This is a genomic window from Lentzea sp. NBRC 102530, from assembly GCF_030269365.1.
Taxonomy (GTDB): Bacteria; Actinomycetota; Actinomycetes; order Mycobacteriales; family Pseudonocardiaceae; genus Lentzea.
Map to the genome: position 1 here is coordinate 108,559 of NZ_BSTF01000004.1, position 25,880 is coordinate 134,438.

Annotated in this window: 31 protein-coding genes; 19 read left to right on the forward strand and 12 right to left on the reverse strand. The window is 69.1% G+C overall.

Annotation, left to right across the window (positions count from 1 at the left end; all coding sequences use genetic code 11):
* Window positions 1-51: 51 nt before the first annotated feature.
* The 3 genes from katG to QSK25_RS11915 form a co-directional block, all read right to left on the reverse strand.
* Window positions 52-2,271, reverse strand: coding sequence for a catalase/peroxidase HPI (gene katG / locus QSK25_RS11905; RefSeq protein ID WP_285637881.1), 2,220 nt, complete (start codon window positions 2,269-2,271; stop codon window positions 52-54).
* An 18-nt stretch (window positions 2,272-2,289) separates the two neighbouring features.
* Window positions 2,290-2,724, reverse strand: a complete 435-nt coding sequence (locus QSK25_RS11910) for a Fur family transcriptional regulator (protein ID WP_285637883.1) — start codon at window positions 2,722-2,724, stop codon at window positions 2,290-2,292.
* Between the two features lie 67 nt (window positions 2,725-2,791).
* Window positions 2,792-4,186 (reverse strand): aminotransferase-like domain-containing protein, encoded by a 1,395-nt coding sequence (locus QSK25_RS11915; RefSeq protein WP_285637885.1) that lies wholly within the window; start codon window positions 4,184-4,186, stop codon window positions 2,792-2,794.
* Window positions 4,187-4,208: 22 nt separating this feature from the next.
* Here QSK25_RS11915 and QSK25_RS11920 point away from each other — a divergent pair, with 22 nt between their 5' ends.
* Window positions 4,209-5,099 (forward strand): DMT family transporter, encoded by an 891-nt coding sequence (locus QSK25_RS11920; RefSeq protein ID WP_285637887.1) that lies wholly within the window; start codon window positions 4,209-4,211, stop codon window positions 5,097-5,099.
* 62 nt (window positions 5,100-5,161) lie between these two features.
* Window positions 5,162-5,743, forward strand: coding sequence for a DUF6939 family protein (locus tag QSK25_RS11925; RefSeq protein WP_285637889.1), 582 nt, complete (start codon window positions 5,162-5,164; stop codon window positions 5,741-5,743).
* Here QSK25_RS11925 and QSK25_RS11930 read toward each other — a convergent pair.
* A complete protein-coding gene (locus tag QSK25_RS11930) occupies window positions 5,692-6,873 on the reverse strand; it encodes a Shedu anti-phage system protein SduA domain-containing protein (protein WP_285637891.1) in 1,182 nt (393 codons plus the stop codon). The two genes, QSK25_RS11925 and QSK25_RS11930, sit on opposite strands and share 52 nt — an antisense overlap.
* Window positions 6,874-6,909: 36 nt before the next feature.
* Between QSK25_RS11930 and QSK25_RS11935 the strand changes: the two genes are divergently transcribed.
* The 3 genes from QSK25_RS11935 (at window position 6,910) to QSK25_RS11945 (ending at window position 8,037) form a co-directional block, all read left to right on the forward strand.
* Window positions 6,910-7,242 carry a hypothetical protein gene (locus QSK25_RS11935; RefSeq protein ID WP_285637893.1) on the forward strand — a complete coding sequence of 111 codons (333 nt, stop codon included), beginning with the start codon at window positions 6,910-6,912 and terminating at the stop codon, window positions 7,240-7,242.
* Window positions 7,243-7,333: 91 nt separating this feature from the next.
* Complete coding sequence (locus QSK25_RS11940; RefSeq protein ID WP_285637895.1) at window positions 7,334-7,681, forward strand: MmcQ/YjbR family DNA-binding protein; 348 nt, start codon at window positions 7,334-7,336, stop codon at window positions 7,679-7,681.
* A complete protein-coding gene (locus QSK25_RS11945) occupies window positions 7,678-8,037 on the forward strand; it encodes a VOC family protein (protein WP_285637897.1) in 360 nt (119 codons plus the stop codon). The genes QSK25_RS11940 and QSK25_RS11945 overlap by 4 nt, the downstream gene beginning before the upstream one ends.
* Before the next feature lie 5 nt (window positions 8,038-8,042).
* On the opposite strand, the gene QSK25_RS11950 is transcribed toward QSK25_RS11945, so the two are convergent.
* Entirely contained in the window at window positions 8,043-8,909 is an 867-nt protein-coding gene (locus QSK25_RS11950; RefSeq protein ID WP_285637899.1) for a serine hydrolase, read from the reverse strand.
* Between the two features lie 149 nt (window positions 8,910-9,058).
* Here QSK25_RS11950 and QSK25_RS11955 point away from each other — a divergent pair, with 149 nt between their 5' ends.
* From QSK25_RS11955 to QSK25_RS11965, 3 genes are read left to right on the forward strand one after another with little or no spacing between them, the layout of a single operon-like run.
* The gene (locus QSK25_RS11955; protein WP_285637901.1) at window positions 9,059-9,481 is read left to right on the forward strand and encodes a hypothetical protein; all 423 of its coding nucleotides are present in this window, start codon (window positions 9,059-9,061) and stop codon (window positions 9,479-9,481) included.
* On the forward strand, window positions 9,478-9,702 hold the full coding sequence (locus QSK25_RS11960; protein ID WP_352235750.1) for a helix-turn-helix transcriptional regulator: 225 nt from the start codon (window positions 9,478-9,480) through the stop codon (window positions 9,700-9,702). Before QSK25_RS11955 ends, QSK25_RS11960 begins: the two co-directional genes overlap by 4 nt.
* Window positions 9,699-10,643, forward strand: a complete 945-nt coding sequence (locus tag QSK25_RS11965) for an NAD(P)-dependent alcohol dehydrogenase (protein WP_285637903.1) — start codon at window positions 9,699-9,701, stop codon at window positions 10,641-10,643. Before QSK25_RS11960 ends, QSK25_RS11965 begins: the two co-directional genes overlap by 4 nt.
* Here QSK25_RS11965 and QSK25_RS11970 read toward each other — a convergent pair.
* Window positions 10,601-11,782 (reverse strand): amidohydrolase family protein, encoded by a 1,182-nt coding sequence (locus tag QSK25_RS11970; protein ID WP_285637905.1) that lies wholly within the window; start codon window positions 11,780-11,782, stop codon window positions 10,601-10,603. The genes QSK25_RS11965 and QSK25_RS11970 overlap by 43 nt on opposite strands.
* A gap of 31 nt (window positions 11,783-11,813) precedes the next feature.
* On the reverse strand, window positions 11,814-12,452 hold the full coding sequence (gene ribA / locus QSK25_RS11975) for a GTP cyclohydrolase II (RefSeq protein ID WP_285637906.1): 639 nt from the start codon (window positions 12,450-12,452) through the stop codon (window positions 11,814-11,816).
* Between the two features lie 92 nt (window positions 12,453-12,544).
* Between ribA and QSK25_RS11980 the strand changes: the two genes are divergently transcribed.
* Genes QSK25_RS11980 through QSK25_RS11995 form a run of 4 tightly spaced genes read left to right on the forward strand, consistent with a single transcriptional unit; the run spans window position 12,545 to window position 15,642 of the window.
* The gene (locus QSK25_RS11980) at window positions 12,545-12,955 is read left to right on the forward strand and encodes a 6-pyruvoyl trahydropterin synthase family protein (protein WP_285638686.1); all 411 of its coding nucleotides are present in this window, start codon (window positions 12,545-12,547) and stop codon (window positions 12,953-12,955) included.
* Complete coding sequence (locus QSK25_RS11985) at window positions 12,933-13,904, forward strand: glycosyltransferase family 4 protein (protein ID WP_352235752.1); 972 nt, start codon at window positions 12,933-12,935, stop codon at window positions 13,902-13,904. Before QSK25_RS11980 ends, QSK25_RS11985 begins: the two co-directional genes overlap by 23 nt.
* On the forward strand, window positions 13,901-14,680 hold the full coding sequence (locus QSK25_RS11990; protein ID WP_285637910.1) for a class I SAM-dependent methyltransferase: 780 nt from the start codon (window positions 13,901-13,903) through the stop codon (window positions 14,678-14,680). Before QSK25_RS11985 ends, QSK25_RS11990 begins: the two co-directional genes overlap by 4 nt.
* Complete coding sequence (locus QSK25_RS11995) at window positions 14,680-15,642, forward strand: lysylphosphatidylglycerol synthase transmembrane domain-containing protein (RefSeq protein ID WP_285637912.1); 963 nt, start codon at window positions 14,680-14,682, stop codon at window positions 15,640-15,642. The genes QSK25_RS11990 and QSK25_RS11995 overlap by 1 nt, the downstream gene beginning before the upstream one ends.
* On the opposite strand, the gene QSK25_RS12000 is transcribed toward QSK25_RS11995, so the two are convergent.
* Window positions 15,556-16,251 (reverse strand): creatininase family protein, encoded by a 696-nt coding sequence (locus QSK25_RS12000; protein WP_285637914.1) that lies wholly within the window; start codon window positions 16,249-16,251, stop codon window positions 15,556-15,558. The two genes, QSK25_RS11995 and QSK25_RS12000, sit on opposite strands and share 87 nt — an antisense overlap.
* The gene (locus tag QSK25_RS12005; protein WP_285637916.1) at window positions 16,238-17,215 is read right to left on the reverse strand and encodes a zinc-dependent alcohol dehydrogenase; all 978 of its coding nucleotides are present in this window, start codon (window positions 17,213-17,215) and stop codon (window positions 16,238-16,240) included. Before QSK25_RS12005 ends, QSK25_RS12000 begins: the two co-directional genes overlap by 14 nt.
* Window positions 17,216-17,256: 41 nt before the next feature.
* Here QSK25_RS12005 and QSK25_RS12010 point away from each other — a divergent pair, with 41 nt between their 5' ends.
* On the forward strand, window positions 17,257-17,991 hold the full coding sequence (locus QSK25_RS12010) for a CDP-alcohol phosphatidyltransferase family protein (protein WP_285637918.1): 735 nt from the start codon (window positions 17,257-17,259) through the stop codon (window positions 17,989-17,991).
* Window positions 17,984-18,385, forward strand: a complete 402-nt coding sequence (locus QSK25_RS12015) for a DoxX family protein (RefSeq protein WP_285637920.1) — start codon at window positions 17,984-17,986, stop codon at window positions 18,383-18,385. Before QSK25_RS12010 ends, QSK25_RS12015 begins: the two co-directional genes overlap by 8 nt.
* Here the strand turns inward: QSK25_RS12015 and QSK25_RS12020 are convergent.
* Window positions 18,366-19,028, reverse strand: coding sequence for a RibD family protein (locus QSK25_RS12020; RefSeq protein ID WP_285637922.1), 663 nt, complete (start codon window positions 19,026-19,028; stop codon window positions 18,366-18,368). The two genes, QSK25_RS12015 and QSK25_RS12020, sit on opposite strands and share 20 nt — an antisense overlap.
* Window positions 19,029-19,112: 84 nt before the next feature.
* Between QSK25_RS12020 and QSK25_RS12025 the strand changes: the two genes are divergently transcribed.
* Entirely contained in the window at window positions 19,113-20,687 is a 1,575-nt protein-coding gene (locus QSK25_RS12025; RefSeq protein ID WP_285638687.1) for a sulfatase-like hydrolase/transferase, read from the forward strand.
* A gap of 6 nt (window positions 20,688-20,693) precedes the next feature.
* Here the strand turns inward: QSK25_RS12025 and QSK25_RS12030 are convergent, their stop codons facing one another.
* A complete protein-coding gene (locus QSK25_RS12030) occupies window positions 20,694-21,212 on the reverse strand; it encodes a DinB family protein (RefSeq protein WP_285637924.1) in 519 nt (172 codons plus the stop codon).
* A gap of 223 nt (window positions 21,213-21,435) precedes the next feature.
* On the opposite strand from QSK25_RS12030, the gene QSK25_RS12035 reads away from it, so the two are divergent.
* The 4 genes from QSK25_RS12035 (at window position 21,436) to QSK25_RS12050 (ending at window position 24,301) form a co-directional block, all read left to right on the forward strand.
* Complete coding sequence (locus tag QSK25_RS12035; RefSeq protein WP_285637926.1) at window positions 21,436-21,558, forward strand: hypothetical protein; 123 nt, start codon at window positions 21,436-21,438, stop codon at window positions 21,556-21,558.
* A gap of 126 nt (window positions 21,559-21,684) precedes the next feature.
* Complete coding sequence (locus QSK25_RS12040; RefSeq protein ID WP_285637928.1) at window positions 21,685-22,176, forward strand: phosphatase PAP2 family protein; 492 nt, start codon at window positions 21,685-21,687, stop codon at window positions 22,174-22,176.
* Window positions 22,173-23,654 carry a sensor histidine kinase gene (locus QSK25_RS12045; RefSeq protein ID WP_285637930.1) on the forward strand — a complete coding sequence of 494 codons (1,482 nt, stop codon included), beginning with the start codon at window positions 22,173-22,175 and terminating at the stop codon, window positions 23,652-23,654. The genes QSK25_RS12040 and QSK25_RS12045 overlap by 4 nt, the downstream gene beginning before the upstream one ends.
* Window positions 23,651-24,301, forward strand: a complete 651-nt coding sequence (locus QSK25_RS12050) for a response regulator (RefSeq protein ID WP_285637933.1) — start codon at window positions 23,651-23,653, stop codon at window positions 24,299-24,301. Before QSK25_RS12045 ends, QSK25_RS12050 begins: the two co-directional genes overlap by 4 nt.
* On the opposite strand, the gene QSK25_RS12055 is transcribed toward QSK25_RS12050, so the two are convergent.
* Window positions 24,298-25,878, reverse strand: coding sequence for a monocarboxylic acid transporter (locus tag QSK25_RS12055; RefSeq protein WP_285637935.1), 1,581 nt, complete (start codon window positions 25,876-25,878; stop codon window positions 24,298-24,300). The two genes, QSK25_RS12050 and QSK25_RS12055, sit on opposite strands and share 4 nt — an antisense overlap.
* Between the last annotated feature and the right edge of the window lie 2 nt (window positions 25,879-25,880).

The following is a 25,880-nucleotide window of genomic DNA, read 5'->3' on the forward strand; positions in this document are numbered from 1 at the left end:
GACGGTACCCCAGGCCGGGGGAGTGGCCTGGGGTACCGGGGTGGAGCTGGATCAGACGTCGTAGCGGTCCGCGTTCATGACCTTGTTCCACGCCGCGACGAAGTCCGTGACGAACTTCGAGGAGGCGTCGTCACTCGCGTAGACCTCGGTGATGGCGCGGAGCTCGGAGTTCGAGCCGAACACCAGGTCGTTGCGGGTCGCGGTCCAGCGGACGGCACCGGTGGCGCGGTCGCGGCCCTCGAAGTTCTCCTGGTCCTCGGTGACCGACTTCCACTCCGTCTCCATGTCGAGGAGGTTCACGAAGAAGTCGTTGGTCAGCGTCTCCGGCTTGGCCGTGAGGACGCCCGCCGTCGAACCGCCGTGGTTGGCGCCCAGCACGCGCAGGCCACCGACCAGCACGGTCATCTCCGGGGCGGAGAGGCCGAGCAGGTTCGCCTTGTCGACGAGCAGGTACTCCGACGGCAGCGGGTTGGCCTTGTTGCCGTAGTTGCGGAAGCCGTCGACCTTGGGCTCCAGGACGGCGAACGACTCGGCGTCCGTCTGCTCCTGGGTGGCGTCGGCGCGGCCCGGGAGGAACGGCACCTCGACGTCGTGGCCCGCGGCCTTGGCGGCCTGCTCGATCGCCGCGGCGCCGCCGAGGACGATCAGGTCGGCCAGCGAGACCTTCTTGCCGCCGGACTGCGCCGCGTTGAAGGCTTCCTGCACGCCTTCCAGCGTGCGCAGGACCTGGGCGAGCTGGTCGGGCTCGTTGACGTCCCAGCCGCGCTGTGGCTCGAGGCGGATGCGCGCACCGTTGGCGCCACCGCGCTTGTCGCTCTGGCGGAACGACGCGGCCGAGGCCCACGCGGTCTTGACGAGCTGCGAGACCGAGAGGCCGGTCTCCAGGATCTTCGCCTTCAGCGAGGCCACGTCCTCGGCGGACACGAGCTCGTGGTCGACGACCGGCAGGCGGTCCTGCCAGATCAGCTCCTCCTGCGGCACCTGCGCACCGAGGTAGCGCTGGATCGGGCCCATGTCGCGGTGCGTCAGCTTGAACCACGCGCGGGAGAACGCGTCGGCGAACGCCTGGTGGTCCTCGGCGAACCGGCGCGAGATCGGCTCGTAGATCGGGTCGACGCGCAGCGACAGGTCCGTCGTCAGCATCATCGGCTGGCGGTTGAGGGTGCCGTCCTCGGGGTCCGGCACGGTGTTGGCGCCGCCGTTGTCCTTCGGCTTCCACTGGTGCGCGCCGGCCGGGGACTTGGTGAGCTCCCACTCGAACTCGAACAGGTTCTTGAAGAACAGGTTCGTCCACTTGGTGGGCTGCTGCGTCCAGGTCACCTCCAGGCCGGAGGTGATGGCGTCACGGCCCTTGCCGGTGCCGTGCGTGCTGACCCAGCCGAAGCCCTGCGCGTCCATCAGCGAGCCTTCGGGCTCCACGCCGACGAGCGACGGATCGCCCGCGCCGTGCGCCTTGCCGAAGGTGTGGCCACCGGCGATGAGGGCGACGGTCTCCTCGTCGTTCATGCCCATGCGGCCGAACGTCTCGCGGATGTCGCGGGCGGCGGCCAGCGGGTCCGGGTTGCTGTTCGGGCCCTCGGGGTTGACGTAGATCAGACCCATCTGCACGGCCGCGAGGGGCGACTCCAGGTCGCGCTCACCGCTGTAGCGGGCGTCGCCGCCGAGCCACTCGGTCTCCGGGCCCCAGTAGACGTCCTCGTCCGGCTCCCACACGTCGTTGCGGCCGCCGGCGAAGCCGAAGGTCTTGAAGCCCATGGTCTCCAGCGCGCGGTTGCCCGTGAAGATCATGAGGTCGGCCCAGGAGACCTTGGCGCCCCACTTCTTCTTGACCGGCCACAGCAGACGGCGGGCCTTGTCCAGGTTGCCGTTGTCCGGCCAGCTGTTGAGAGGGGCGAAGCGCTGCATGCCCGCGCCCGCGCCACCACGACCGTCGTGCGTGCGGTAGGTGCCCGCGCTGTGCCACGCCATGCGGATCATGAACGGGCCGTAGTGCCCGAAGTCCGCAGGCCACCAGTCCTTCGACTCGGTGAGCACGGCGTCGACGTCGCGCGCCAGCTCGTCGAGGTCGACGGTCAGGAACTCCTTGCCGTAGTCGAACTCGCCACCCATGGGGTTCGCCTGGACGGGGTGCTTGCGGAGGATCCGGAGGTTGAGCTGGTTGGGCCACCAGTCGCGGTTGCTGCCGCCCTCGCTGGGCTGGCTGCGCCGGGTGTGGGCTACCGGGCACTCACCCTTCGACTCGCTCACCTTGGCGTCAGTGCTGTCGGACACGGGAATCCTTCCGGGTGTTCAGGAACTTTTCGCGGCGGTCGTGCACTCGGGGCAGGAGCCCCAGTAGATGACCTCGGCCTCGTCGATGACGAACCCGCGGTCGTCGGATGCGTCCAGGCATGGCGCGTGGCCGACCGCGCAGTCGACGTCGGCGATGGCGCCGCAGGATCTGCAGACGACGTGGTGGTGGTTGTCCCCGACGCGCGCCTCGTAGCGGGCGACCGAGCCCTGGGGCTCGATCTTGCGCAGCAGGCCGGCTCCGGTCAGCGCACGGAGCACGTCGTACACGGCCTGGTGGGAGACCGCGCCGAGGTTCTGACGCACGACGCCGATGATCGAGTCCGTGTCGGCGTGCGGGTGGGCGTGCACCGCGGACAGCACAGCTATCCGCGGAGCCGTCACCCGAAGCGACGCTCCACGCAACAAGCGCTCGAAATCGGAAGCCGTGGGCACGGCAGCCACCCTGCCGTCTTTTCTGGATTGAGTCAAGTTAACGAACGATGCAATTCACCCGAAGCGGTCATCTCCGCACGGTGGACACGGCGAGGGCGAGACGCCGGACCCCTTCTGCGAGCACGTGTTCCGGTGCGCCGCCGTAGGTCAAACGAAGAAAACTGCCCGGCGGTTCAGCGGCGAACCACGACCGTCCCGCAACGACGACGACATCGCGTGCCGCGGCGGCCGTCGTCAGCTCCAGGTCGTCCACACCGTCCGGGAGCGTCGCCCACAGGTGCAGGCCGCCGGACGACCTGGCGATCTCGAACTCGGGCAGGTGCTCGGCGACCGCGCGCGTCAGAGCGTCCCGCCTGGACCTCAACGACTGCTGGAGCGTGCGGAGGTGCCGCCGCCAGACGGGGGAGGTCACGAAGTCGATCGCCGCCTCCTGCAGCGGCCCGGCGACGTACAGGTCCTGCCGGGACCGGGTGTTCTTGAGCCTCGTGCCCGCGGGGCCGCGGGCACCGATCGCGGCGACGCGCAGACCGGGCGCGGCGACCTTGGTGAGCGAGCGGACGTAGACGACGTGGCCGTCGGTGTCCTGCGAGACGAGCGTCGGCGGGGCGGTGCCGTCGATGGTGAAGCCGCGCGCCCAGTCGTCCTCGACGAGGAACGCGCCTGCCCCGCGGACGATCCGCATGACCTCCGCGCGGCGTTCGTCGGACAGCACGGCACCGTGCGGGTTCGCGTGCAGCGGTTGGCAGTAGAAGACCTTCGCGCCGGTGCGTTCGAACGCCGCCTGGAGCAGGTCGGGGCGCACGCCGTCCTGGTCCGCGGGCACGGGCACGACCTTGAGCCCCGCGTCGCGGGCGGCCGCGATCGCGCCGAGGTAGGTGGGCGACTCGACGAGCACCGCGTCACCGCGCTCGCCGAGGCCGCGGAACACGGTCGCGAGTGCTTCCTGGGCACCCGCGCAGACCGTGATGTCGCCTGCCCTGAGTTCGCCGCCCGCCTCCTTGGCGAACCACGCGCGCAGTTCCTCCTTGCCCTCGACCGGCACGCGGCCCCAACTCGCCGGGCGGCGTGCGGCACGACTGAGCGCGGCGCCGAGCGCGTCGGTCGGTTGCAGGTCGGGGTCGAGGTAGCCGCTGGTCAGCGGGATCGCCTCGGGCTTGGGCACCGCGACGAGGTTCGCCACCAGGTCCTCGCCGGGCCTGCCCTCGCCGAGCGCGACGGCCTGCCAGGAGAGGTCGTGGCTCGCCGCGGTGGCGCGCCGGGCGACGTAGCTGCCCCGGCCGGGCCGCACCTCGACGAGGCCTTCCGCGGCGACGCGCTGGATGGCCTGCTGGACCGTCGCGGGCGAGGCGCGGTGCCGTGCCATCAGCTCGCGCACCGAGGGCATGCGGTCGCCGGCGCGACCGGCGCGTGCCGTCGCTCTCAGGTCCTCGATAACGCGGATGGCTGCGTTATCCTCATTCATGAGAGCCAAGAGTAACGTTATCGTGCCAGCGGGGGTAACACTCGGCGCGCTCGGCGTGCTGGGGTTCAGCTTCTCCCTGCCCGCGACCCGGCTGGCTGTCGCAGGTCTGGACGCGTGGTTCGTCGCGTTCGGACGCGCGTTCGTCGCCGGTCTGCTGGCGATCGGCTACCTGGCGTTATCGCGTGCGCCGCTACCGTCGGCCGCGCAGGTCCGCCGCCTGCTCGTCGTCGCTCTCGGCATCGTGATCGGCTTCCCGCTCTTCACGTCCCTGGCTCTCACCACGCAGACCTCGGCCCACGGCGCCGTCGTGATCGCGGTGCTGCCGATGTCCACGGCAATCTGGGCCGTGGTGCGGGCAGGGGAACGCCCGCCGCTCGCGTTCTGGCTCGCCAGCGGTGCCGGACTGCTCGCGGTGCTGGCGTTCGTGGCCACCGGCGGCGGTTTCTCCGGCTCGCTCAGCCTTGCCGACGCGTACCTGCTGATCGCCGTCGTGCTGTGCGGCCTGGGTTACGCGGAGGGTGGCGCGCTCTCCCGCGAACTGGGCGGCGCACGCACCGTCTGCTGGGCGCTGGTCGTCTCGCTGCCGGTGACCGTCCCGGTCTCCTGGTACACAGCGGACTTCTCCCGCGCCGACACCGTCGTGTGGCTCAGTTTCGCTTACGTGGCACTGATCTCGATGTTCCTGGGCTTCTTCGCCTGGTACGCGGGCCTGGCCGCGGGCGGCGTCGCCAAGATCGGCCAGATCCAGCTGGCCCAACCGGTTCTGACGCTGCTGTGGTCGGCGCTGGTGCTCGGTGAACCGGTTGGCTGGCCCGCCCTCGCCACCGCCGCCGTCGTGCTCGTCTGCGTCGTGCTGACCCAGCGCAGCCGTGTCACACCGACGAAGGCCGCCCTGGACCAACCAGTTCGCTGACCCCGGCCCGAAGTGGGCTCGTGCGGCCGAAAATTGTCAGACCCCCCTGCCATCCTCGACCCGTGCCGATCGAAGTCGCGAGCAAGCGTCGCAAGGTGAAGCGCCCGGACGCGGTGGTCATCGACGTGACCTCCCGCGGCCCCGAGCCGTGGGTGCGCTTCAGCCCGTTCTACCCGCACGGCCAGATCCCGGTGCCGCTGTCGCCGGGCGTGACGAGCGAGTCCGTCGAAGGCCTCTGGCAGGCGCTCAAGGTGTTCGAGGGCGCCGACGTCGACCCGTCGAAGCTCACCGTCACCTCCATGAAGGGCCTGAAGCGCACGGTCCGCCGCTTCGGGCCGGTGCGCGGCCACCGCGCGGGGCTGGAGGGCGAGCGGCTGCTCGACTACCGGGCGGCCCGGCAGGAGATCTACCTACCGGCGTACCACTGGGTGCTGGAGCAGAGGCTGCAGGCCGAGGTGGAGCAGCTGCGCGGGCTGGCGGAGACCGCCGACGTCGTGCTGCTCGACTACACGACCAACGGTGACGTCGAGGACCTGGGCACGCCGTTGTCGCACGCCGCGTTGGTCGCTGATCAGGTGAGGAGGCTTGCCGCTCACCGGGCTTCCAGCGCGAGCGTGCGTTCTGCGGACTCGATCAGGTCCTGATACGTCATGACCTCTACCCGGCTCAGGGTCGCGTTGTACGTGCGGAACGCGTCGGAGATCTGCTTTGCCGAGTAAGGGCCGGTGACGAAGTCCGGGTGTCCGATCAGCACTGTGGCGAATGCTCGTCGGCACTCGATGCCGTGATTGGTCAGGATTTGCGTGCGGTGCTCGTCCAGCGACCTGAGATAGTTCGCCACCTGGGTCATGGCCCGGTGCACGTCAATTCCGACCGCGGGGTGCGAGCGGGGCTGCTCGATGAGGTTCGGCACGTCGGCCTTCTTCAACTCGACCACGTGCAGTGCTCCGTCGCCACGCAGCAGCGGGATGTCGAGTTCGTCGCCAGGCGCCAGCCGCCGACGAGAGAGTTCCTCGACGTAGCGCCCGCCGAAGATCCAAGTCTGCTGCTTGAGTTCGTGGTGGATCTCCTTCTCGGTGCTGCCAGGGGTTTCCACGACCATACGAAGCCGGTTCAGGGCTGTCTTCCGGCGGTGCCACTGAACGGCCTGCGCCAGTGCTTCAGCGCCGGGCACGTCTGCGAGTTCTTCTGCGAGTTCGTCGGTCAGTTCCGGCTGATCGGGTGCTTCTGCCAGCACCAGTTGGATCCTGCTGAACCAGGTCATGTGGTCGTCGACGTTCCTCTGGAGTTTCACCCCGCCGAGCCTGTCCTCGCCGATCTTCCACCGCTCCATGGCCCTGGCGATGTCACGGATCCAGCGGCGAGCGTCGTTGGCGGTGGCATCTGGACGATGCCGGGTGAACTCGGCAAGCAGTTCGGTGCAGCGTTGAAGCCCGATCTGGAGGAGCGTCCGCATGAGTTGCTCAGAAGATTCGCGCTGACCGGGTTGGTACAGGGTTTCCAGCAGCGTAAGAGGTATCTCGCCCGCCGCGTACTCGGCGAAGTCCGTGAGGCGGTCGCTGATCTGGACCTCGTCGGCGTGGCCAGCCGCCAGCGCGGCCGCTCGCAGGTGCTCCACGAGCGGCTTGCCTTTGTGATAACGCTGCCCTGACTCGGTGCGGCTCGTGGTGAAACCGATCGCGGCATCGAGGTGGCGGATGACCTCAGGTGACACCGTCATCTCCTTGGTTTCCTGGAGGAACTGCAACAGCACGAAGCCGGATCGGTAGTTCATCCATGTAGTTTGGCATGGAACGATATGGTGCGGGTCATGGTTGATGAACTGGGCCGGGAGTTGCGCAGTCTGCTCGCCAAGATGAGCGGCTACTCGATCGAGGACTCGGACTACGTGTCGTACTTCGTGAATGAATACGGAGAACGGCTGGTCTTCGTGCGCAGGCCGAAGAAGACCGCCGTTCTGCTGCACTCGGACCTCGGGTGGGAACCGAAGGAGATCGCGGGTCCGCCGGCCAGCGGCGGTGCGAACAAGGAGCTTCCCCCTGAGGTCCGTCGATTCCTGAACGACGTGCCCGTGGTCGGAGACATCATTCTCAACCACCCGGAGGCCCTGTGGCTCAAGGCTTGCCTGGCGGCGACCGACTGATCGCACGAGTGCGTCGCAGTGGGTTCGAGGATGAGCGGACCACCCCGCCGTGACGGATTTATACTTCTGCCTTCGGCTTTGGGGGTCGGTAGTGGCTACGACGAACAAACAGCTCTTCAAGATCGTGGACGGGCTCGCCGAGGCGACCCGGTCCTCCGGGCAGCAGTACGACACGTTCCGCGTGCGCGGCAAGGTGTTCGGGTACTACTGGCCGCGCACCCAGACGGTCGGGCTGAAGCAGACGCTGTCCGAGCAGCTGGCGCTGGTGGCGGAACGGCCCGACGTGTTCGAGGTGCAGTTCACGGCCGGCGGGTTCGGCTGGGTCGTGGTGTACCTCGAAGGTGTCGAGGCCGACGAGGTGAACGAGCTCGTGTTCGAGGCGTGGCGGTTGTCGGCGCCCGAGGAACTCGTCGCCGCGGTGCCGGACCTGGCGCGATGAGGCGGGTCAAGTTCGAGGTGCCCGCGGACGACCTCGAGCGGGCCACGGCGTTCTACCGCGAGGTGTTCGGGTGGTCGGCGCAGCGCCTGCCGTTCGACTACGTGCTGGTCAACGCGAGCGGTGAGGCCGTGGACGTGCGGGACGCGGACGGCGGGATCTCGCCGCGCACCGAGTTCGTGCGCGGGCCCGTGCTGATCGTCGACGTGGACAGCGTCGACGACACCGCGCGCAAGGTCGTCGCGGCGGGTGGTGAGCTGCTCAACGACAAGGAGCAGGTGGGGGAGTTCGGGTTCTCGCAGTACGTCAAGGACAGCGAGGGGTCCGTGCTCTGCCTGTGGGAGTCACCAGAGTCCTGAGTGGACTAGCGGAAGAGGATCCGGGTGAGTTCGGTGTCGGTGGCGCGGCCCTCGTCGTAGGCGCCTTCACCCTTGAGGTTGTTCATGATGGCCACCGTGTAGCGGGCGTCGGTGCCCACGAAGCCGACCGAGTTCATCACCCAGCCGCCGTCCTCTTCCGACCAGCCGTTCTTCGCGCCGGCGTCCGGTCCCCAGACGCCCCACTGCTGTTCGGGACCGACCTGGCGCATCTGGCCCGTGATGTAGTCGCGGTCTTCGGCGGGGACCTGGTCGAGGACGTAGTTGATCAGGCGGTCCAGGTCGTCGGCCGTGCACTTCTCGAAACCCCAGTAGGGGAACGACGAGGAGTAGCCGCGCTGCGGGACCAGTCCGGTCATGCCGTACTTGCCGAACGCCGCGTTGAAGGTGGCGCCGTCGTAACGCTTCCAGAGGGTGTCGGCCGCGTTGTCGTCCGAGCTGTGCAGCATGGCGGTCATCAGGCGGCGGTCCTCGCTGCTGAGCTTGATGACGCCGGTGCGGTGGCGCTCCAGCAGGTTCACGACCATGGCGAGCTTGATGGTGGAGGCGGTCCACGTCATGTCGCCCGCGTGGGAGTTGCGCCAGACCGCGCCCGTCTTGCGGTCGCGCACCACGAAGCCGACCGAACCCGGCCTGGTCTCGGCGTAGTCCTGGGCCGCCTTCAGGCGCTTCTGGACGTCGCACTCGAAGCCGCTGTCGGGCAGCGGGCACACCTCGGGCGTCGCGACCAGGGGTGCGGCGGCCGGGGTGTGCGACGGGGGCTGCGTGCGCGCGACGGCGGGTGGTTCCGCCGTCACTGCGTGGCCGCAGGCCGTGAGGGCAAGCGCGCACGCAACGAGGATCGGACGGAGCATGCGCCGCACGCTAATGGGTCCGATCGGAGGTAGTCGACCGCCATCCGGACGCGTCGATCACCGGGTGGGTGAGTCAAAGATGTTTGACACGATGTCCAAGTAGCTTTACTTTGAGCATGTCAGGTTTCTTTGACATCAGGAGCGGGACCATGGCGTTCGAGGAAAAGCGGGCGTGGGCCCTGGGGATCATCTCCCTGGTCGGTTATGGCGTGTACGTCGTGCTTGTCCTGACCGGAAGAGCGAGCGGTCCGTTGAGTGATGCGCCTTACATCGGGGCGATGCTGTGGACGATCGGGTTCGGCATCGTCGCGGGCATCGCGTCGGGCATCTGGTTCGGCATCGCCTCCCGCAACGACGGGCTGCAGGCCGACGAACGGGACCAGGCGATCGCCCGGTTCGGAGACCACGTCGGGCAGTCGTTCGTCGTCATCGGCGGCATCTCCGCGATGGCCCTCGCGATGCTCGAAGCGCCCTACTTCTGGATCGCCAACGTCCTCTACCTGGGCTTCGTGCTGTCCGCGGTGCTCGGGTCGATGGCGAAGATCGCGCTCTACCGGCGAGGAATGCTGTGAAGCCCACGAAGGTCACGAACACCATCCGCGCGCTGCGGTTCGCGCACGGCGAGATGACGCAGGCCGACCTCGCCGCGGCCATCGGCGTGACGCGGCAGACGTTGATCGCCATCGAGCAGGGCAAGTACTCGCCCTCGCTGGAGGTGGCCTTCAAGATCGCGCGCGTGTTCGGGGTGTCGCTCGAAGACGTGTTCCAGTACCCGGAGGAGGAAGAGCTGTGAAGGCTGTCGTGCAACGAAGATACGGATCGGCGGTGTTCGGTGACCTCGACGTGCCTGTGCCTGGGAAGGGCGAGGTTCTGCTGGAGGTGCGGGCGGCGGGCGTTGACATGGGCGTCTGGCACATCCTCACCGGCAGGCCGTACCTGTTGCGGATCCTCGGTTTCGGGCTCCGCGCGCCGAAGTCGGTCGTGCCGGGACGCGACGTCGCCGGTGTCGTGCGGGAGGTCGGACCGGGAGTGACCGAGTACGCGGTCGGCGACGAGGTGTTCGGCACGTGCGAGGGGTCGTTCGCCGAGTACGCCGTCGCTCCCGCCGCGAGGCTCGCCCGCAAACCGCACAACCTCTCGTTCGCCGAGGCGGCCGCGGTGCCGATCTCAGGCGGAACGGCGCTGCAGGGCCTGCGCGAGGTCAAGGCGGGGCAACGGGTTCTGGTGCTCGGTGCGGGCGGGGGAGTCGGCTCGTACGGCGTGCAGATCGCCAAGGCGATGGGTGCGCACGTGACGGCCGTGTGCAGCACACGGAAGGTCGAACTGGCCAGGCGGCTCGGGGCGGACGAGGTCTTCGACCACACCGTCGCGGACTTCACCGGCACCTACGACCTGATTCTCGACTGCGGTGGCGCCAGGCCGTTCGGCAGGTTGCGGAAGGCGACCAACGACCGCGGCCGGATCGTGCTCGTCGGCGCGGAGACCGGCGGCAAGATCACCGGCGGCTTCCACAAGCTGATGGCCGCACCACTGCTGAACCTGTTCTCCTCCAAGAAGTTCGTCGCGCTGATGGCCTCCGAAAGCACCGACGTCTTCGACGAGCTGCGTGTGCTCGTCGAGAACGGCCAGGTCAAGCCCGCCGTCGACGAGGTCTTCCCGCTCTCGGAAGCGCTGAACGCGGTGGACCACGTCTACTCGCGACGGTCGGTCGGCAAGACGGTCGTCGCGATCTGACCACCGATCACCACGGTCCCAACGTGGTGCAACGCCGTGATGTCCCGCATGGGATCTCCCTGCACGGCGATCACATCCGCGTCCCAGCCGGGGCGCAGCACCCCCTTGCTCACCCCCAACGCCCGCGCGGCCTGACTCGTGGCGCTCGCGAGCACCGCTGCGTTGGGCACGCCGGCGTCGACCATGTCGCCGAGGGCGTGAGCGGAGATCCCGTGCGCCTTGCCGGGGCCGATGCCACCGTCGGTCCCGGAGACGGTGCGCACGCCGTGGTCGAACATCCGGCCGACCGCGGCGATCTTGGCGGCGATGCTCATCCCCACGCGTTCGAACGCCTCCCTGATGTGGGGAGGCGGGGGAACCGTGGACCCGAGCGTGTGGCAGACGGCGATGTCGGCCTCCGCCAGGGCGTCCATCAGTTCGACGGGGACCACCATGCCCCCGCCGGACAGGCACGTGCAGTGCTCGACGCCGTCGACGCCCGCGGCCACGGCCCGCCGCACGGCGGTGAGGCTGTGGGCGTGGGCGGTCACCGGGAGACCGAGCGAGTGGGCCTCCTCGACCACCACACGCAGTTCGTGCTCGGTGAACTGGCAGTCGTCGACGATCGTGCCGGGGGTGGCGAACCCGCCGCTGGCCATGATCTTGACGACGTCGACCCGGTGCTCCGCCCGTTCGCGCACGGCACGGCGGAGCGCCTCGTCGCCGGTCGCCTCCCCGCCCATCGACCAGCAGTGGCCGCGCGGGCTCGTGATGGGAGGCCCGGAGGCGAGGACGCGCTGCCGGTGCCGGTCGCGCTGGTTCGTCACCGCCCAGGAGCGGTCACCGAGGTCGCGCACGGTCGTGACGCCGGCTTCGAGGTGTTGGGCGAGGCCGTCCACGATCACCGAGTCCAGGTGTTCGGACGTGAACGACGGCAACCGGTCGAGGGCGTCGACGCTGTTGTCCCCGCACAGGTGGACGTGGGTGTCGATCAGTCCCGGTAGGACGGTGGCGGTGCCGAGGTCGACCACCTCGGCACCGGCGACGTCGGGACGCCCCTGCTCGACGGCCTTGATCTTCCCGTCCTCGGTGATGACCGTGACGGGCCCGGCGATCGACCTCTCACCGTCGAACGCACGCGCAGCACGCAGCGCCAGCATCGGCACATTCTGTGCTTGACGTGCAGGGAAATCAACGGTCAGCGGCGTGCGGCAACGTGAAGGAGTCGACCTGCGGCAGGTCGTGACCGAGCCGGTCGCGCTTGGCCGTCAGGTACGCGATGTTGTGCTGGTTCGGCGTCATCAACGACGGCACGCGCGCTGTCACCGGAATGCCGTTGGACTCCAGCGCCGCGATCTTGTCCGGGTTGTTGGACATCAGCCGCACGGACTGCACGCGCAGATGCTTCAGCACGCGCGCGGCGGGCGTGTAGTCGCGGACGTCGACGGGCAGGCCGAGCGAGGTCGCCGAGTCCAACGTGTCCAGTCCCTCGTCCTGCAGCACGTGCGTCCGGATCTTCGCCACCAGCCCGATGCCGCGGCCCTCGTGCCCGCGCAGGTACACGAGGATGCCGCTGCCCTCCCGCACGATGGTGTTCAACGCCGCGTCGAGCTGCTCGCCGCACTCGCAGCGCATCGCCCCGAAGATGTCACCGGTCATGCACTCCGAGTGGATGCGCACGAGGACGTTCTCGCGCAGCTTCGTCTTGCCGTACACCAAAGCCATGTGTTCGCTGCCGTCCGCGCGGAACGCCACTGCGCGGAAAGTACCGCGGCGGGTCACCAGGTCGGACTCCGCCACGTCCTCGTCACTGAAGGCCTGTTCGAACATCTACGGTCCCCTTGTCACCTGGCGCCTTCCGAACGTGCAGCTACGCTCGGATGGAGGTCGCACCGTAACCCGACCGCACAGCGGAGGTCATCCTGTTCAGCATCACCGTCCGCGATCACGTGATGATCGCGCACAGTTTCCGCGGCGAGGTCTTCGGTCCAGCACAACGTCTGCATGGAGCAACGTTCCTGGTGGACGCAACGTTCAAACGGACTGAGCTCGATTCGGACAACATCGTCGTCGACATCGGACTCGCCACCCAGGAGCTGAACAAGGTCCTGGCCGTCTTCAACTACCGCAACCTGGACGAAGAACCCCAGTTCGCGGGCATCAACACGTCCACGGAATGGCTCGCGAAGCACATCGCCGACCAGCTGGCGGACAAGATCGCCGAAGGCGCTCTCGGTGAGGGCGCTCACGGGATCGATGCGATCGCCGTCACACTCCACGAGTCGCACGTGGCGTGGGCGGGCTACGAACGTGCACTTCGTCCTTCCGGCTGACGTCGAGGACCCCGGCAGTCCCAGCGGCGGCAACGTCTACGACCTGCGCGTGAGCGCCGGCATGACCCGTGTGACCGTCGCTGGTGACTGGCCGCGTCCAGCCGACCCCACCGCGTTGGAGCAAGCGCTTGCGGCCGTGCCGCACGGAGCCGTCGTGCTCCTCGACGGTCTCGTGAGCTGCGGACTACCCGAAATCGTCGTGCCTCACACACGACGTCTGGAAGTCGCCGTCCTCGTCCACCTCCCGCTGGCCGACGAGACCGGGCTCGACCCCGCCACCGCCGCCCTCCTGGACGACAAGGAGGGGCAGGTCCTGCGGGCCGCGAGTGCGGTCATCGCGACCAGTCCGACGGCTGCGAGGAACATCGCCGAACGGCACGGGCTCAGCGAGGTCCACGTCGTCGTCCCCGGTACCGATCCAGCCCCGCTCGCCCACGGCACGGACGGTGTCCACCACCTGCTCTGCGTCGCGTCCATCACACCCCGCAAAGGCCACGACCTGCTGGTCAGAGCGTTGCGGCGGATCGAACGGGACTGGCGGCTGACCTGCGTCGGCCCGCACCGGCCGTTCCTGCGCGAACTCCCGCGCGACGACCGCGTCAGCTTCCCCGGCCCGCTCGCCGGCGAGGCTCTGGCCAGCGCTTATGCCAGCGCTGACCTCTTCGTGCTGGCCTCCCGCAACGAGACGTACGGCATGGTCGTCACCGAGGCCCTCGCGCGCGGTCTGCCGGTCATCGCGAGCGCCGTTCCGGACGCGCTCGCCGACGGGGGTCTGCTGATCCCGGCCGGGGACGAAAATGCATTGGAAGCTGCACTGACGGGCTGGTTTCAAGATCAGGATCTGAGGGCCGAACTGCGGTCCAGAGCACTCGCCAGGCGGGCTCGACTGTCCACTTGGGAACAATCCACAGAGGACCTGCGGAGGGTGCTGGCTACGCTCCGGCCATGACCTTCGCCCCGGAATGGCTGGCACTGCGGGAGAACGCCGACGCACAGGCACGCTCGACCGAGCTCGCCGACGACGTCCGCGAAACTCTGGTGAACCGAAACCCCCTGACGATCCGTGACCTCGGTTGTGGCACGGGATCGATGGGACGATGGCTCGCCGGCAGGCTCGGCGGCGTGCAGCACTGGGTGCTGCACGACCGCGACCCCCGGCTGCTCGGGCTGGCGGAGGCCAGCATGAGCGCGCTGCCGAACGTCACCGCCGAAACGCGTGAGGGCGACCTCACGTCCCTGAAAGCCGCCGACCTCGCGGGTGCTGACCTGGTCACTTGCTCCGCACTGCTCGACTTGCTCACCACTGACGAGATGAACGCTCTGGCGGTTGCATGCGTAGAAGCACATGTGCCCGCTCTGTTCACGCTCTCGGTGGCAGGCCGGATCGACATCGATCCGGCCGAGCCGCTCGACGCCGCCTTCCAGGACGCGTTCAACGCTCACCAGCGCCGCGTCGTGGACGGACGTCGTCTGCTCGGACCTGACGCACCAGCCGCTGCTGAAGAGGCGTTCGTCGCGGCAGGCGCTTCGGTTCGGACGGCTTCGAGCCCCTGGCGCATGAATGGCGACGCCCTGCAGCGGGAATGGCTGAAGGGCTGGGTCGGTGCCGCGGTGGAGCAGGAACCCGCACTCGCCTCCGAGGCCTCCGAGTACCTGCGCCGCAGGTCAACAGCCTCCGCGGTGGTCCACCACGTCGACCTGCTGGCACTACCGGGAGCTGTGTGATGAAGAAGTTCTGGCCTTGGCTTCGCCTGCTGCTGGCGGCCGGGATCCTCGTGGCGCTGGGCGTTCGCCTGGGCACCGGGGCGTTCCTCGACGGACTGCGCGCCATCGACGCGTTCTCCGTCACCGCCGCGCTGGCGATCGGGCTCGTGACGACGGTGCTCAGCGCGGGTCGCTGGGTCCTCGTCGCGCGCCGCCTCGGCCTGCCGCTGACCCTGAGGACCGCGGTCAGCGACTACTACCGCGCCCAGCTCGTCAACGCCGTGCTGCCCGCCGGCGTGCTCGGCGACGTGCACCGCGCGGTCAACCACGGCCGGGAGTCCGGTGACGTCGGACGGGGCGTGCGCGCCGTGTTCTTCGAGCGCATGGCCGGCCAGGTCGTGCTCATCGGGATCGGGCTCGCGGTGCTGCTCACGCACCCCGCGCCCGGCCTCGACCTCGAGCTCAGCGGCACCACCGTCGCCGCGATCCTCGCCGGTCTGGCCATCGCCGTCGTGATCGGCTGGAACGTCCGGCCGGTGCGGAAGGCCCTGGTCAACACCCTGGCCGACGGCATCAGGCTGCTGTCGTTCAAGACGTGGCCCGCGGTCATCGGACTGTCGGCCGCGACGGTCGCCGGGTACGTGGCGATGTTCCTGGTGGCCGCCCGCGCCGCCGGGTCGGACGCCACGGTGACCCAGCTCGCGCCGGTCGTCGTGCTGGCGCTGCTGATCATGGCGATCCCGGTCAACATCGGCGGCTTCGGCCCGCGCGAGGCGTTCCTCGCGGTGGCGTTCGGTGCCGCCGGTCTCGGCGCCGCGCAGGGGTTCACCACGGGCATCGTCTACGGCGTGCTGGCGCTCATCGCCGCACTGCCCGGCGCGGTCGTGCTCTTCCTGTCACGCCGTGCCGGGACGGAAGAGGTCCAGGTAGTGGCGGAACGAGTCGACGAGTCCCGTGAGCAGGAGCTCGCCCTTGCGCGCTGACGCGAGGGACGGACGCCCGATGACGCCGGAGGACGTGTACGGCGCCAGACCGAGGGTGAGCATGTGCCGCCGGTCCTCAGCCAGGTGATCAGCGGTTTCGTAGCCGGGACGGATCAGATCGGGGTGGGCGTGCAGCAGGATCGAGGTCTCCAGCTCGCCCGCGTGCATGTCGCTGTACGCCGAGGTCTCGATGCCGGCCTTCTCCCGCGCGAACGCCCAGTCGTCCCGGCCGGGGAACAGCGCCAGCCCCTCGCCCTCCTGCACGACGTTCGACAGCACGTAGTTGCCGCCGTGGCCGTTGACCAGCACGACGTGCGTGACTCCCGTGCGCCGCAGGGACTCGGCGATGTCGTCGACGACTGAGATCAACGTGCGCGCGGAGATGCTGACGGTGCCCGGCCAGCCGGCGTGCTCCTGCGAACACGAGAACTGGATCGGCGGCAGCAGGCGGACCTCGTCGTACCGCTCGGCGATCGCCGACGCGATGGTCCACGCGATCACCGAGTCCGTCGCCAGCGGCAGGTGCGGGCCGTGCTGCTCGGTGCTGCCGACCGGGAGCACGGCCACGCTCTTACCGCGGACGTCGACCGTGGTGTCACTCGGAAACATGGTCCTGACCGTAGTCAATGCGGTGGCACAGCGCCGGAATCTCCCCGTCGGCCAGTTTCGGCATGACCTCGGGCAGTTCCTCGAACGGGCTGTGGCCCGTGATGAGCGCGTCGAACCTGGCGTCGGCCAGCAGGTCGAGCGCGACGGCCATGCGTTCGCCGTAGGTGCGGTCGGGACGGCCGACGACGCCGACCTGGCTGCTGCGGATCGTGAGCCGCCGCGAGTGGAAGAACTCGCCCAGCGGTACGGAGATCCTGCGGTCCCCGTACCAGCTCAGCTCGACCACCCTGCCCTCCGGCGCGAGCAGGTTCAGCGCGGTGGACAGACCCGCCTCGGTCGCACTGGCGTGGAAGACCAGATCGCACCCGTCGAGGGCGTTGCCCGGGAGTGCGAAGCCGACGCCGAGCTTCCGGGCGACTTCCTCGCGCGCGGGGTCGGCGTCCACGAGCTCGACGCGGGCTCCGGGGAACGTCGCGAGCACCGCCGCGATGCTCGACCCGACCATGCCGCCACCGACCACCGCGATCCGGTCACCGATCAACGGCCGTGCGTCCCACACGGCGTTCACCGCGGTCTCGACGGTGCCCGCCAGCACCGCGCGTCCGGCCGGAACCGCCTCCGGCACGAGCGTGACCGACGTTTCCGGGACGACGTACCGGGTCTGATGTGGATAGAGGCAGAACACGGTGCGGCCCTTGAGGTCCCCGTTCTGCACGACGCCCACGTTGAGGTAGCCGTACTTCACCGGCCACGGGAAGTCGCCCTCCTGGAACGGCGCGCGCATCACCGCGTACTGGTTCTCCGGCACGCCACCGCGGAACACGAGCGTCTCCGTGCCGCGGCTCACCCCCGAGAACAGCGTGCGCACCTCGACCTCACCGGGACCGGGCTCGGCCAGTGTGACCTGCCGAACTTCCCCTTTTCCGGATTCATTGAGCCAAAAGGCACTCGCCGTACGTGTCACTCACAACACCTCCGCCGCACGAAGTTCGTTAGGGGCACCTGATGATCACACTTCAGCACACCAGGACGGCACCCGTCCTGCGGGAGCCTGCCATCTGGGCCGGGTTCCAGGTCCTCGCGCTGGCCGTGGTCGGTGCCACCGCCGGTCTCGGCCCGCTCGGCTGGGCCGCCGGTCTCGCCTACGGCTTCGCCACCTGGGCGTTCCTCGGCTACGGCATGCAGCGCCACCGCGTCTCCTCGTTAGGACCCGCTGACCGCGTCACGCTCGCCCGCGGCCTGATGGTCGGCGCGGTGACCGCGTTGGTGGCCGACCGCGCAGGTCAGGACGTTCCGGTCGCTCTGGTCGTGACGCTCGCCGCCGTCGCGTTGTCGCTCGACTGGGTGGACGGTCAGGTCGCCCGCCGCACGGGCACCTCGACCGCCTTGGGCGCGCGGTTCGACATGGAGGTCGACGCGTTCCTGATCCTCGTGCTGAGCGCGTACGTGGCCGTCCACATGGGTCCGTGGGTGCTCGCGATCGGTTTGATGCGGTACGTGTTCGTGGCCGCGTCGTGGCGGTTGCGCTGGATGAACGCGCCGCTGCCGGCCAGCTACGCGCGCAAGGTCGTGGCCGCGGTGCAGGGGATCTTCCTCGTGGTGGCGGCGTCCGGGCTGCTGCCGTTCGCGGGCGTGCTCGTCGGTCTCGCGTTGGCATCGTTGGTGTGGTCGTTCGGTCGCGATGTGCTGTGGCTGTACAACAACGCGCCCGTGTCGGTGGGAGGATCCCGCCATGTCTGAGCAGACCTCTACCGCGGCGAAGATCGGCAACGTCGTCGTCTGGATCCTCCAGATCGTGCTCGCCGTGGAGTTCGTGCGGAACGGCTACTCGCTGTTCACCGACCAGTTCGTCGCGAAGTTCGACGACATCGGGTTCGGCCAGTGGTTCCGCTACCTCACCGGCACGCTGGAGATCGCGGCCGCGATCGGCCTGCTCATCCCGCGCATCTGCGGGCTGGCGGCGCTGGCGCTCGCGGGCATCATGGCCGGCGCGGCGTTCACCGAGGTGTTCCTGGTGACCAACGGCGGCTTCAAGGGCGCGATGTGGCCGTTGATCTACGTGGTGTGGGCGCTGGTGATCGCCTTCTACCGCCGCGAGCAGATCCTCGGGGCGCTCAAGCTCGTTCGGAAGTGACTTTCGGGAAGTAGCGGAGCACCGCGACGTCTCCGAGTTTCGTGACGTCCTCCAGGTGGAATCGGCGCGCCGGTCCACCGGGGAATTCGGCGGGATTCACGAAACGCGGGGCCGTCGCCTGTCCGATCAGCATCGGCGCCACCGCGACCCGGATCTCGTCGGCCAGTCCGGCCCGCAGGAACGCCGTGTGAATGCTGGTGCCGCCTTCGACCATGAGCTTTCTCACGCCACGTGCGCCGAGGTCGTCGAGAATCTCGGAGAATTCGCTGAAGGTCTTGGTTTCGGTGAGGTGGTCGACCGTCGTCTTCGCGGTCCGCGTGTAGACCAGGCTGGCACCGCCGCAGTGCCAGAACCGCAGCTCAGGGTCGAAGTCGCCACTCCTCGTGACGGTCACCCGCAGCGGGAGTTCGGGTTTGCCGTCGGCTGTTCTCCGCGCGCGTCGTTCTTCGCTGTAGACGAGCAGCCGCGCGTTGTCGCGGCGCAACGTCTCGGCCCCGGCCAGAATGGCGTCCGACTCCGCGCGCATCCGGTCGACGTGGTCGAAGTCCTCGGCGTTCGAAAGCGGAAACCTCTCGGTGCCGCGGTCGTCGATGTGGCCGTCGAGGCTGACGGCGACGCTCAGCAGAACGTGCGGGCGGGTCACGAACTCGATGGTAGAGCAGTTGAACCGGCCACGGGCCGCGCCGCGTTTACCTCATGGGGTCCGGAAAGGGGTTGCTCGGTGAGGATGTTGCTGCGGCGAACGGTCACGGTGCTGGCCGGCCTGTTCGTGTTGTTCGTGCTCATCGCCCCGAACGACCTGGAGAAGTTCTCGTGGGAGGCGTTCCTGCGGGTGCCGCTCGAGGGCCTCGTCGGCGTCATGGTGCTGGTGCTGCTGCCGGACCGCTACCGCAAGCCGTTCGCCGTGGCGGGCGGCATCGCCCTGGGCGTCTTCACCGTCGTGAAGATCATGGACATCGGCTTCGACGTGGTGCTGTACCGGCCGTTCGACCTCGTGCTGGACTGGCCGTTGCTGGTGCCCGCCATCGACTTCCTGGACGTGACGTTCGGCCGCATCGCCTCCGTGCTCGCCGTGGGCCTGGCCGTCGCCCTGGTCGTCGGCATCGTCTGGCTGGCCGCGCTTTCCGTGCTGCGCCTCAGTTCCGTGGCCGCAGGACGCCGTCCTGTCGCGATCCGCGCGGTGGCACTCGTCGCCGTGGCCTGTGTTTCGCTTGCGGTGCCCGGGATCCCCGTCTACTCCGACGCCGCCGCGACCTCGCTGGTCGACCACGCGCGGCGCGTCCAGGCCGGCCTGCACGACCAGGAGGCGTTCGCCGCCGAAGCCTCGGTCGACGCGTTCCGCGGCCAGGCCGGCCTGCTGTCCTCGTTGCAGGGCAAGGACGTCGTCTTCACGTTCGTGGAGAGCTACGGCAAGTCCGCCCTCGACCTGCCCGACGTCGCCACGAAACTCGCGTCCGGCAACGACCGCCTGAAGACCGCCGGGTACAGCGCGAAGTCCGCCTACCTGACCTCGCCGACCGCGGGCGGCGGCAGCTGGATGGCGCAGGCGACCCTGCTGTCCGGTCTGTGGATCGACAACCAGCAGCGCTACCGCAACCTGGTCGCCTCCGACCGGCTCACGTTGCCGCGCGCGTTCCGCGAGGCCTCCTGGCGTTCGGTGGGCGTCGTGCCCGGCATCACGCAGGCGTGGCCGGAAGGCGACTTCTTCCACTACGACAAGATCTACGCCGCACAGGACCTCGGCTACCGGGGCCCGCGCTTCGGCTACGCGACCACGCCCGACCAGTTCACCTTGGAATCGTTCCAACGCAACGAACGCTCGAAGGTGGACGGACCCGTGATGGCCGCGATCCCGATGGTGTCCTCGCACGCGCCGTGGTCGCCGACCCCGGACTTCGTCGACTGGGACGAGCTCGGCGACGGCTCGATCTACCGCACCATGCCCGCCTCGAACGACCCGCCGGAGTCCATCTTCGGCCGCGACCCCGGCGCCGTCCGCGCCGACTACGCGCACTCGATCTCGTACTCGCTCGAGTCCGTGCTGTCGTACCTCGAGGAGTACGGCGACGAGAACCTGGTGATGGTGTTCCTCGGGGACCACCAGCCGGCGCAGATGGTGACCGGCGAGGGGGCGTCGCGGGACGTGCCGATCACCATCGTGGCCAAGGACCCCGCCGTGATGGCGAAGGTCGCCGACTGGAAGTGGGACGACGGGATCAGGCCGGGCGCGACGGCCCCGGTGTCGCGGATGAGCGACTTCCGGGACCAGTTCCTCTCGACCTTCTCGCCACCGAGGCCGTGACGGGCCTCAGCCCATCGTCTTCTGGCCGTCGATCGTCTCCCGGATGATGTCCGCGTGCCCGGCGTGCTGCGAGGTCTCCGCCACGATGTGCACGAACACCCGCCGGGCCGACCAGGTCTTGCCCTCCGGGAACCAGGGCGCGGCCGGCAGCGCGTGCGACAGGTCCATGTCGACCGTCTCCACCAGCTTGTCGGTGTAGGCCGCGACCTCGTTGTACCGGGCGATGATGCTCTCCAGCGTCTCGCCCGCCTCCATCCGGAAGTTCGCCTCGTGGTTCTCGTAGTCCGTCGACTCGGGGTCGGACTCCATGGCCGACGTGCCGTGCTCGATGAACTTGACCCAGTTCTCCTCGACCGACGCGACGTGCTTGATCAGCCCGCCGATGGACAGCGCGCTGGCGGTCGGGCTGGACGCTGCCTGCTCGTCGGTCAGGCCCTGCGCGGTGAACGTCAGGAACCAGCGGTGCTGCCGCAGCGTCTCGAGGAGGTCCGCGCGCTCGCCGGTGAGGATCTCGGTGGTGGTCATCGCTTCTGTCCTTCGTTCGTTTGTCCCGACATGAAGGACTCTAGGACCACTTGAGGTCAGCTTGTGTCCTAGACGAACCGCCGCTCCAGCGGAACTCGAGCGGGATTCGAGCGATTCGGCGTTGACCTGGATCGGCACGAAAGGGTGGCGCGCCGCCCGTCCGGCGGCGCGGGCGCGGGCGAGGCTCCCGGGACCGTCAGACCTCGGCGCCAGGGTCCGAAGGATGACTGCCGAAGACCTCCGCCACTACCTCCAGGAGTGCCGCGACTCGGTGGCTGGCTACGACCTGGTCCTGAGCATGGCGAGCGCCCCGATCACCGGGCCGGGCGCGTGCAGGAACACGTAGCGGTCGGCCACAGGCCGCGCGCTTTCATCGTGCTGTTCGTGTCGACGCGTTCCTTGTCGAAAGTTAGGGCCACTCGGTTCCGAAGGGCAGGGGCGCCGGAGCCGTCGTCTTCGTAGGTTCGGCTGGGTGACTTGGCTGACTGTGGGCACCGACGCGGTGCTCGGCGTGTTCGCGTTGATGTTTCTGGCGCTGTGGTTCCAGCACAGGCTGCGGGCGTTCCTCGCCGGTGCCGGAGTGGTGGTGGCGTACGCGATCAGCGAGGTGGTCAAGCTGGTCGTGCAGGAGGACCGGCCGTGCCGCACCAGGCCGTCGATCGCCGAGTGCCCGGCGCCGGACGACTGGTCGTTCCCCAGCAACCACTCGGTGATCGCGGGCGCGTCCGCGATGGCGATCTTCGCGCTGCACCGGACCTACGGCTGGATCGCGGCGGTGTGCGCGGTCGCGGCGGCGGCGTCGCGCGTGGTCGTGGGTGTCCACTACGTACACGACGTGCTGGCCGGGCTCGCGCTCGGAGCGTTGGTGTCGTGGGCGATCGCGGTGCTGCTGAAGAAGAAGCTGCCGGTGAAGGCACCGCGCCTGGAGGAGGCGCCGACCGTGGTGATGCAGCGACTGCGATGATGGGTGCCGTGTGGTTGCGGCTGGTGCTGTGGGCGGGCTCGGGATTGCTGGTCGTCGCGGCGGCCGTGACCTCACGGCCGGGACGGCTGGCCGTCTGGGAAGTGCTGCTGTACCTGGTGATCCTCGCCGCCGCGTTCCTGGTCGTACCGCGCAGGCCGGCGGTGGGGCTGGGCCTGGGGCTGGGCGCCTGGCTGCTCTGCTACCTGCTGCGGGTCGAGTTCGACAGCGCCACCGGCGTGCTCGCGCTGGCACCGGCCCTCGCGGTGCTCAGCTTCCTCGCCGGACGGCACGCGCCCGACCCGCGCCCGACCGCGATCACGTTGACCCTGGCGGAGTTCGCCGGCGTGGTCGTGGCGCTGACCGAACGCGGCGGCTCGGACACCGCGCTGGCCGTCACGTCCGGCATCGGCGTGCTGGGCGTGGTGCCGTGGGCGATCGGCCGCTTCCGCCGCCGCTACGTCGAACTCCAGGACGTCGGCTGGGAGCACGCGGCGTTGCTGGAACGCAGCGTCGAGAACGCCCGCGACGCCGAACGTGCCCGCCTGGCGGGCGAAATGCACGACCTGGTCGGCCACGAACTGGCCCGCGCCGCCCTGCTGACCGGCGCCCTGGAACTGGAACCCACCCTCACCACCGGGCAACGCGAAGCCGCGAAGACCGCCCGCGCGAGCGTCACGGCCGCGGCCGAACGCCTGGCGGACGTCATGCAGGTGCTGCGCGCCGACGAGGACGAACCGGTGGCAACGCTGGAAGAGGTCGTCGCCAGGAGCGGCCTGGACGTGGAACTCACCAACCACCGCAAGACCGCGATCGACGGCATCATCGCCCGCACCGTCCACCGCGTGACCGCCGAGGCGTTGACGAACGTGATCAAACACGCCCCCCGCGCGCACGTCACCGTGACCCTCACCGCGAACCTGGAACTCCGCATCACCAACGGCCCTGCTCCCCGCACCCACGCCGTGGGCAGCGGCAAGGGACTGGTGGGCCTGGCCGAACGGGTGGCGCTGGTGGGCGGCTGGTTCGAGGCGGCCCCCTCCGACGACGGCGGCTTCGAAGTGCGGGCCAAGCTCCCCGAACGCCCGCGCGCGAGCACCACCCCCACCCACGTGCGCCGCGAACGCACGGCGGAGGAGATCCGCAAGAGCGCGCGCAGGACCGTGCTGATCACCTCGGTCGTGTGCGCGGGAATCGCCGTCGGCGTCCCGGGCTACATGGTGTTCGACGCCGTCACGTCCGTCCTGACCCCGCAGCAGTTCGAACGGGCACAACTCGGGCAGGACGACGACTCCCTGGACCTCCCGCTCCGCACCAGGGTCGACAACCCACTGGGCGTCACCGCACCCCCGAACACCGAGTGCCGCTACTACAGCACGCACCCCAACCCGTTCGACGGCGACCGCCACGACCTCCACCAACTCTGCTTCCGGGATGATCGACTCGTGTCGAAGCAGTGGCTCGTCAGGAGGAGCGGTTGATCAGGGTCGTGCTGGCCGACGACGAACCGGTGGTCAGGTTCGGCGTCAAAGCGGTCCTGGCCACGGCACGCGACGTCGAGGTGGTCGCCGAGGCGGAGAACGGCAGCCAGGCCGTCGACCTGGTGGCCCGCCACCGCCCGGACGTGGCCGTCCTGGACATCCGCATGCCGGTCTTCGACGGCCTGGACGCGGCCAAGGTGATCAGGGAATGCCACCCGGACACCAAGACCCTCGTGCTGACCACCTTCGCGGACGACGCCTACATCGCCCGCGCACTGGGCGAGGGCGCGGCGGGCTTCGTCCTGAAGACGGGCGACCCGCAGGAGATCATCTCGGGCGTCCGCGCGGTGGCGAGCGGCGGCGCGTTCCTCTCACCCCTGGTGGCCAAGCGGGTCGTGGACCAGCTCTCCCGCACCCGACCGAGACCGCAGGCCCAGCAACGGATCGAGGTCCTGACCGCCCGCGAACGCGAGGTGCTGGGACTGGTGGGGGCGGGCCTGTCGAACGCGGAGATCGCGGCGCGCCTCCACGTGGTGGAGGGCACCGTGAAGGTGTACGTGAGCACGATCTTCCGGCAGCTGGGCGTCCGGAACCGGGTGCAGGCGGCGATCATCGCGCACGAGTCGGGCATCATCCCCGAGGCTTAGTGCCGGGCGCCGATCCCGGAGATCGCCCGAACCTCCATCTCGGCCGCCCGGGCATCCATCTCCGGCTCCCGCTTCGAGAACACGGTCGCCAGGAACCCGCACAGGAACGAGAACGGGATCGACACCAGCCCGGGGTTGCCCAGCGGGAACCACGCGAAGTCGACGTCCGGGAAGATCGAGGTAGACGCTCCGGACATCACCGGCGAGAAGATGATCAGCACCAGGCACGACCCGAGCCCGCCGTAGATGCTCCACAACGTCCCCACGGTGTTGAACCGCCGCCAGAAGATCGTGTACAGGATCGTCGACAGGTTGGCGGAAGCCGCAAGGGCCAACGCCAGCGACACCAGGAACGCCACGTTCTGCCCGTTGGCCGCGATACCACCGATGATCGACAAGATCCCGACCACCACGGCGGTCAACCGCGCGACCCGGATCTCCCGCCGGGGCTCGGCGTTGCCGCGCTTGATCACGTTCGCGTACACGTCGTGCGCGAAGGACGCGGAAGCAGCGAGCGTCAACCCGGCCACCACGGCGAGGATCGTCGCGAACGCCACCGCCGACACGATGCCGAGCAGCACCGCCCCGCCGATCTCGAACGCCAGCAGCGGCGCGGCGGAGTTCTCGCCGCCGGGGGCGGCGGCGATCTTGTCGGTGCCGACCAGTGCCATCGCGCCGAAGCCGATCACCAGCGTGCACAGGTAGAAGATGACCATCGTCCAGGTCGCCCACACCACGGACCGGCGCGCCTCGGAGGCGTTCGGCACGGTGTAGAAGCGCATCAGCACGTGCGGCAGGGACGCGATGCCGAGCACCAGCGACAGGGCCAGCGACACGAAGTCCAGTTTGGACATCGCGCTGAAGCCGTACTTGGCGCCGGGGTCGAGGACCGCGTCGCCGAGCTTGTTGTTGTCGGTGGCCTGGTCCATGATCGCCGACAGCGAGAAGCCGAACTTGCCCAGCAGGAAGACGCTCATCAGCGTCACGCAGAGCAGCAGCAGGACGGCCTTGATGATCTGCACCCAGGTGGTGCCCTTCATGCCGCCGACCAGCACGTAGAGCACCATGACCATGCCCACGACGGCGATCAGGATCGCCTGGCCCCACTTCGAGGTCACGTTCAGCAGCAACGCGATCAGGCCGCCGGCGCCCGCCATCTGCGCGATCATGTAGAAGAACGAGATCACCAGCGTCGCGTTCGCCGCGGCCGCGCGCACGGGGCGCTGGCGCATGCGGAACGCCAGGACGTCGCCGACGGTGAAGCGGCCCGTGTTGCGCAGGCCCTCGGCGATCAGCAGCAGGCCGACGAGCCAGGCGACGACCCAGCCGACGGAGTACAGGAAGCCGTCGTAGCCGTGCGCCGCGATGCCGCCGGAGATGCCGAGGAACGACGCGGCGGACAGGAAGTCACCGGACAGCGCCACGCCGTTCTGGGCGCCGGTGAACGAGCTGCCGGCGGCGTAGTAGTCCGACGCCGTCACGTTGCGGCTCGACGCGCGGTAGACGATGTAGAGGGTGATCAGGACGAACACCGCGAAGACGCTGAGGTTCAGCACCGGGTTGCCGGTGGTGGGCATGC

Excerpts from the sequence above, each read along its gene's own strand:
- QSK25_RS11915 (WP_285637885.1), bottom strand. The coding sequence starts at position 4,186 with ATGAATGAGGATAACGCAGCCATCCGCGTTATCGAGGACCTGAGAGCG.
- QSK25_RS11930 (WP_285637891.1), bottom strand. The coding sequence starts at position 6,873 with ATGAACTACCGATCCGGCTTCGTGCTGTTGCAGTTCCTCCAGGAAACC.
- QSK25_RS11935 (WP_285637893.1), top strand. The coding sequence starts at position 6,910 with ATGGTTGATGAACTGGGCCGGGAGTTGCGCAGTCTGCTCGCCAAGATG.
- QSK25_RS11945 (WP_285637897.1), top strand. The coding sequence starts at position 7,678 with ATGAGGCGGGTCAAGTTCGAGGTGCCCGCGGACGACCTCGAGCGGGCC.
- QSK25_RS11950 (WP_285637899.1), bottom strand. The coding sequence starts at position 8,909 with ATGCTCCGTCCGATCCTCGTTGCGTGCGCGCTTGCCCTCACGGCCTGC.
- QSK25_RS11955 (WP_285637901.1), top strand. The coding sequence starts at position 9,059 with ATGGCGTTCGAGGAAAAGCGGGCGTGGGCCCTGGGGATCATCTCCCTG.
- QSK25_RS11970 (WP_285637905.1), bottom strand. The coding sequence starts at position 11,782 with ATGCTGGCGCTGCGTGCTGCGCGTGCGTTCGACGGTGAGAGGTCGATC.
- ribA (WP_285637906.1), bottom strand. The coding sequence starts at position 12,452 with ATGTTCGAACAGGCCTTCAGTGACGAGGACGTGGCGGAGTCCGACCTG.
- QSK25_RS11990 (WP_285637910.1), top strand. The coding sequence starts at position 13,901 with ATGACCTTCGCCCCGGAATGGCTGGCACTGCGGGAGAACGCCGACGCA.
- QSK25_RS11995 (WP_285637912.1), top strand. The coding sequence starts at position 14,680 with ATGAAGAAGTTCTGGCCTTGGCTTCGCCTGCTGCTGGCGGCCGGGATC.
- QSK25_RS12000 (WP_285637914.1), bottom strand. The coding sequence starts at position 16,251 with ATGTTTCCGAGTGACACCACGGTCGACGTCCGCGGTAAGAGCGTGGCC.
- QSK25_RS12010 (WP_285637918.1), top strand. The coding sequence starts at position 17,257 with ATGATCACACTTCAGCACACCAGGACGGCACCCGTCCTGCGGGAGCCT.
- QSK25_RS12015 (WP_285637920.1), top strand. The coding sequence starts at position 17,984 with ATGTCTGAGCAGACCTCTACCGCGGCGAAGATCGGCAACGTCGTCGTC.
- QSK25_RS12025 (WP_285638687.1), top strand. The coding sequence starts at position 19,113 with ATGTTGCTGCGGCGAACGGTCACGGTGCTGGCCGGCCTGTTCGTGTTG.
- QSK25_RS12030 (WP_285637924.1), bottom strand. The coding sequence starts at position 21,212 with ATGACCACCACCGAGATCCTCACCGGCGAGCGCGCGGACCTCCTCGAG.
- QSK25_RS12035 (WP_285637926.1), top strand. The coding sequence starts at position 21,436 with ATGACTGCCGAAGACCTCCGCCACTACCTCCAGGAGTGCCGCGACTCG.
- QSK25_RS12045 (WP_285637930.1), top strand. The coding sequence starts at position 22,173 with ATGATGGGTGCCGTGTGGTTGCGGCTGGTGCTGTGGGCGGGCTCGGGA.
- QSK25_RS12055 (WP_285637935.1), bottom strand. The coding sequence starts at position 25,878 with ATGCCCACCACCGGCAACCCGGTGCTGAACCTCAGCGTCTTCGCGGTG.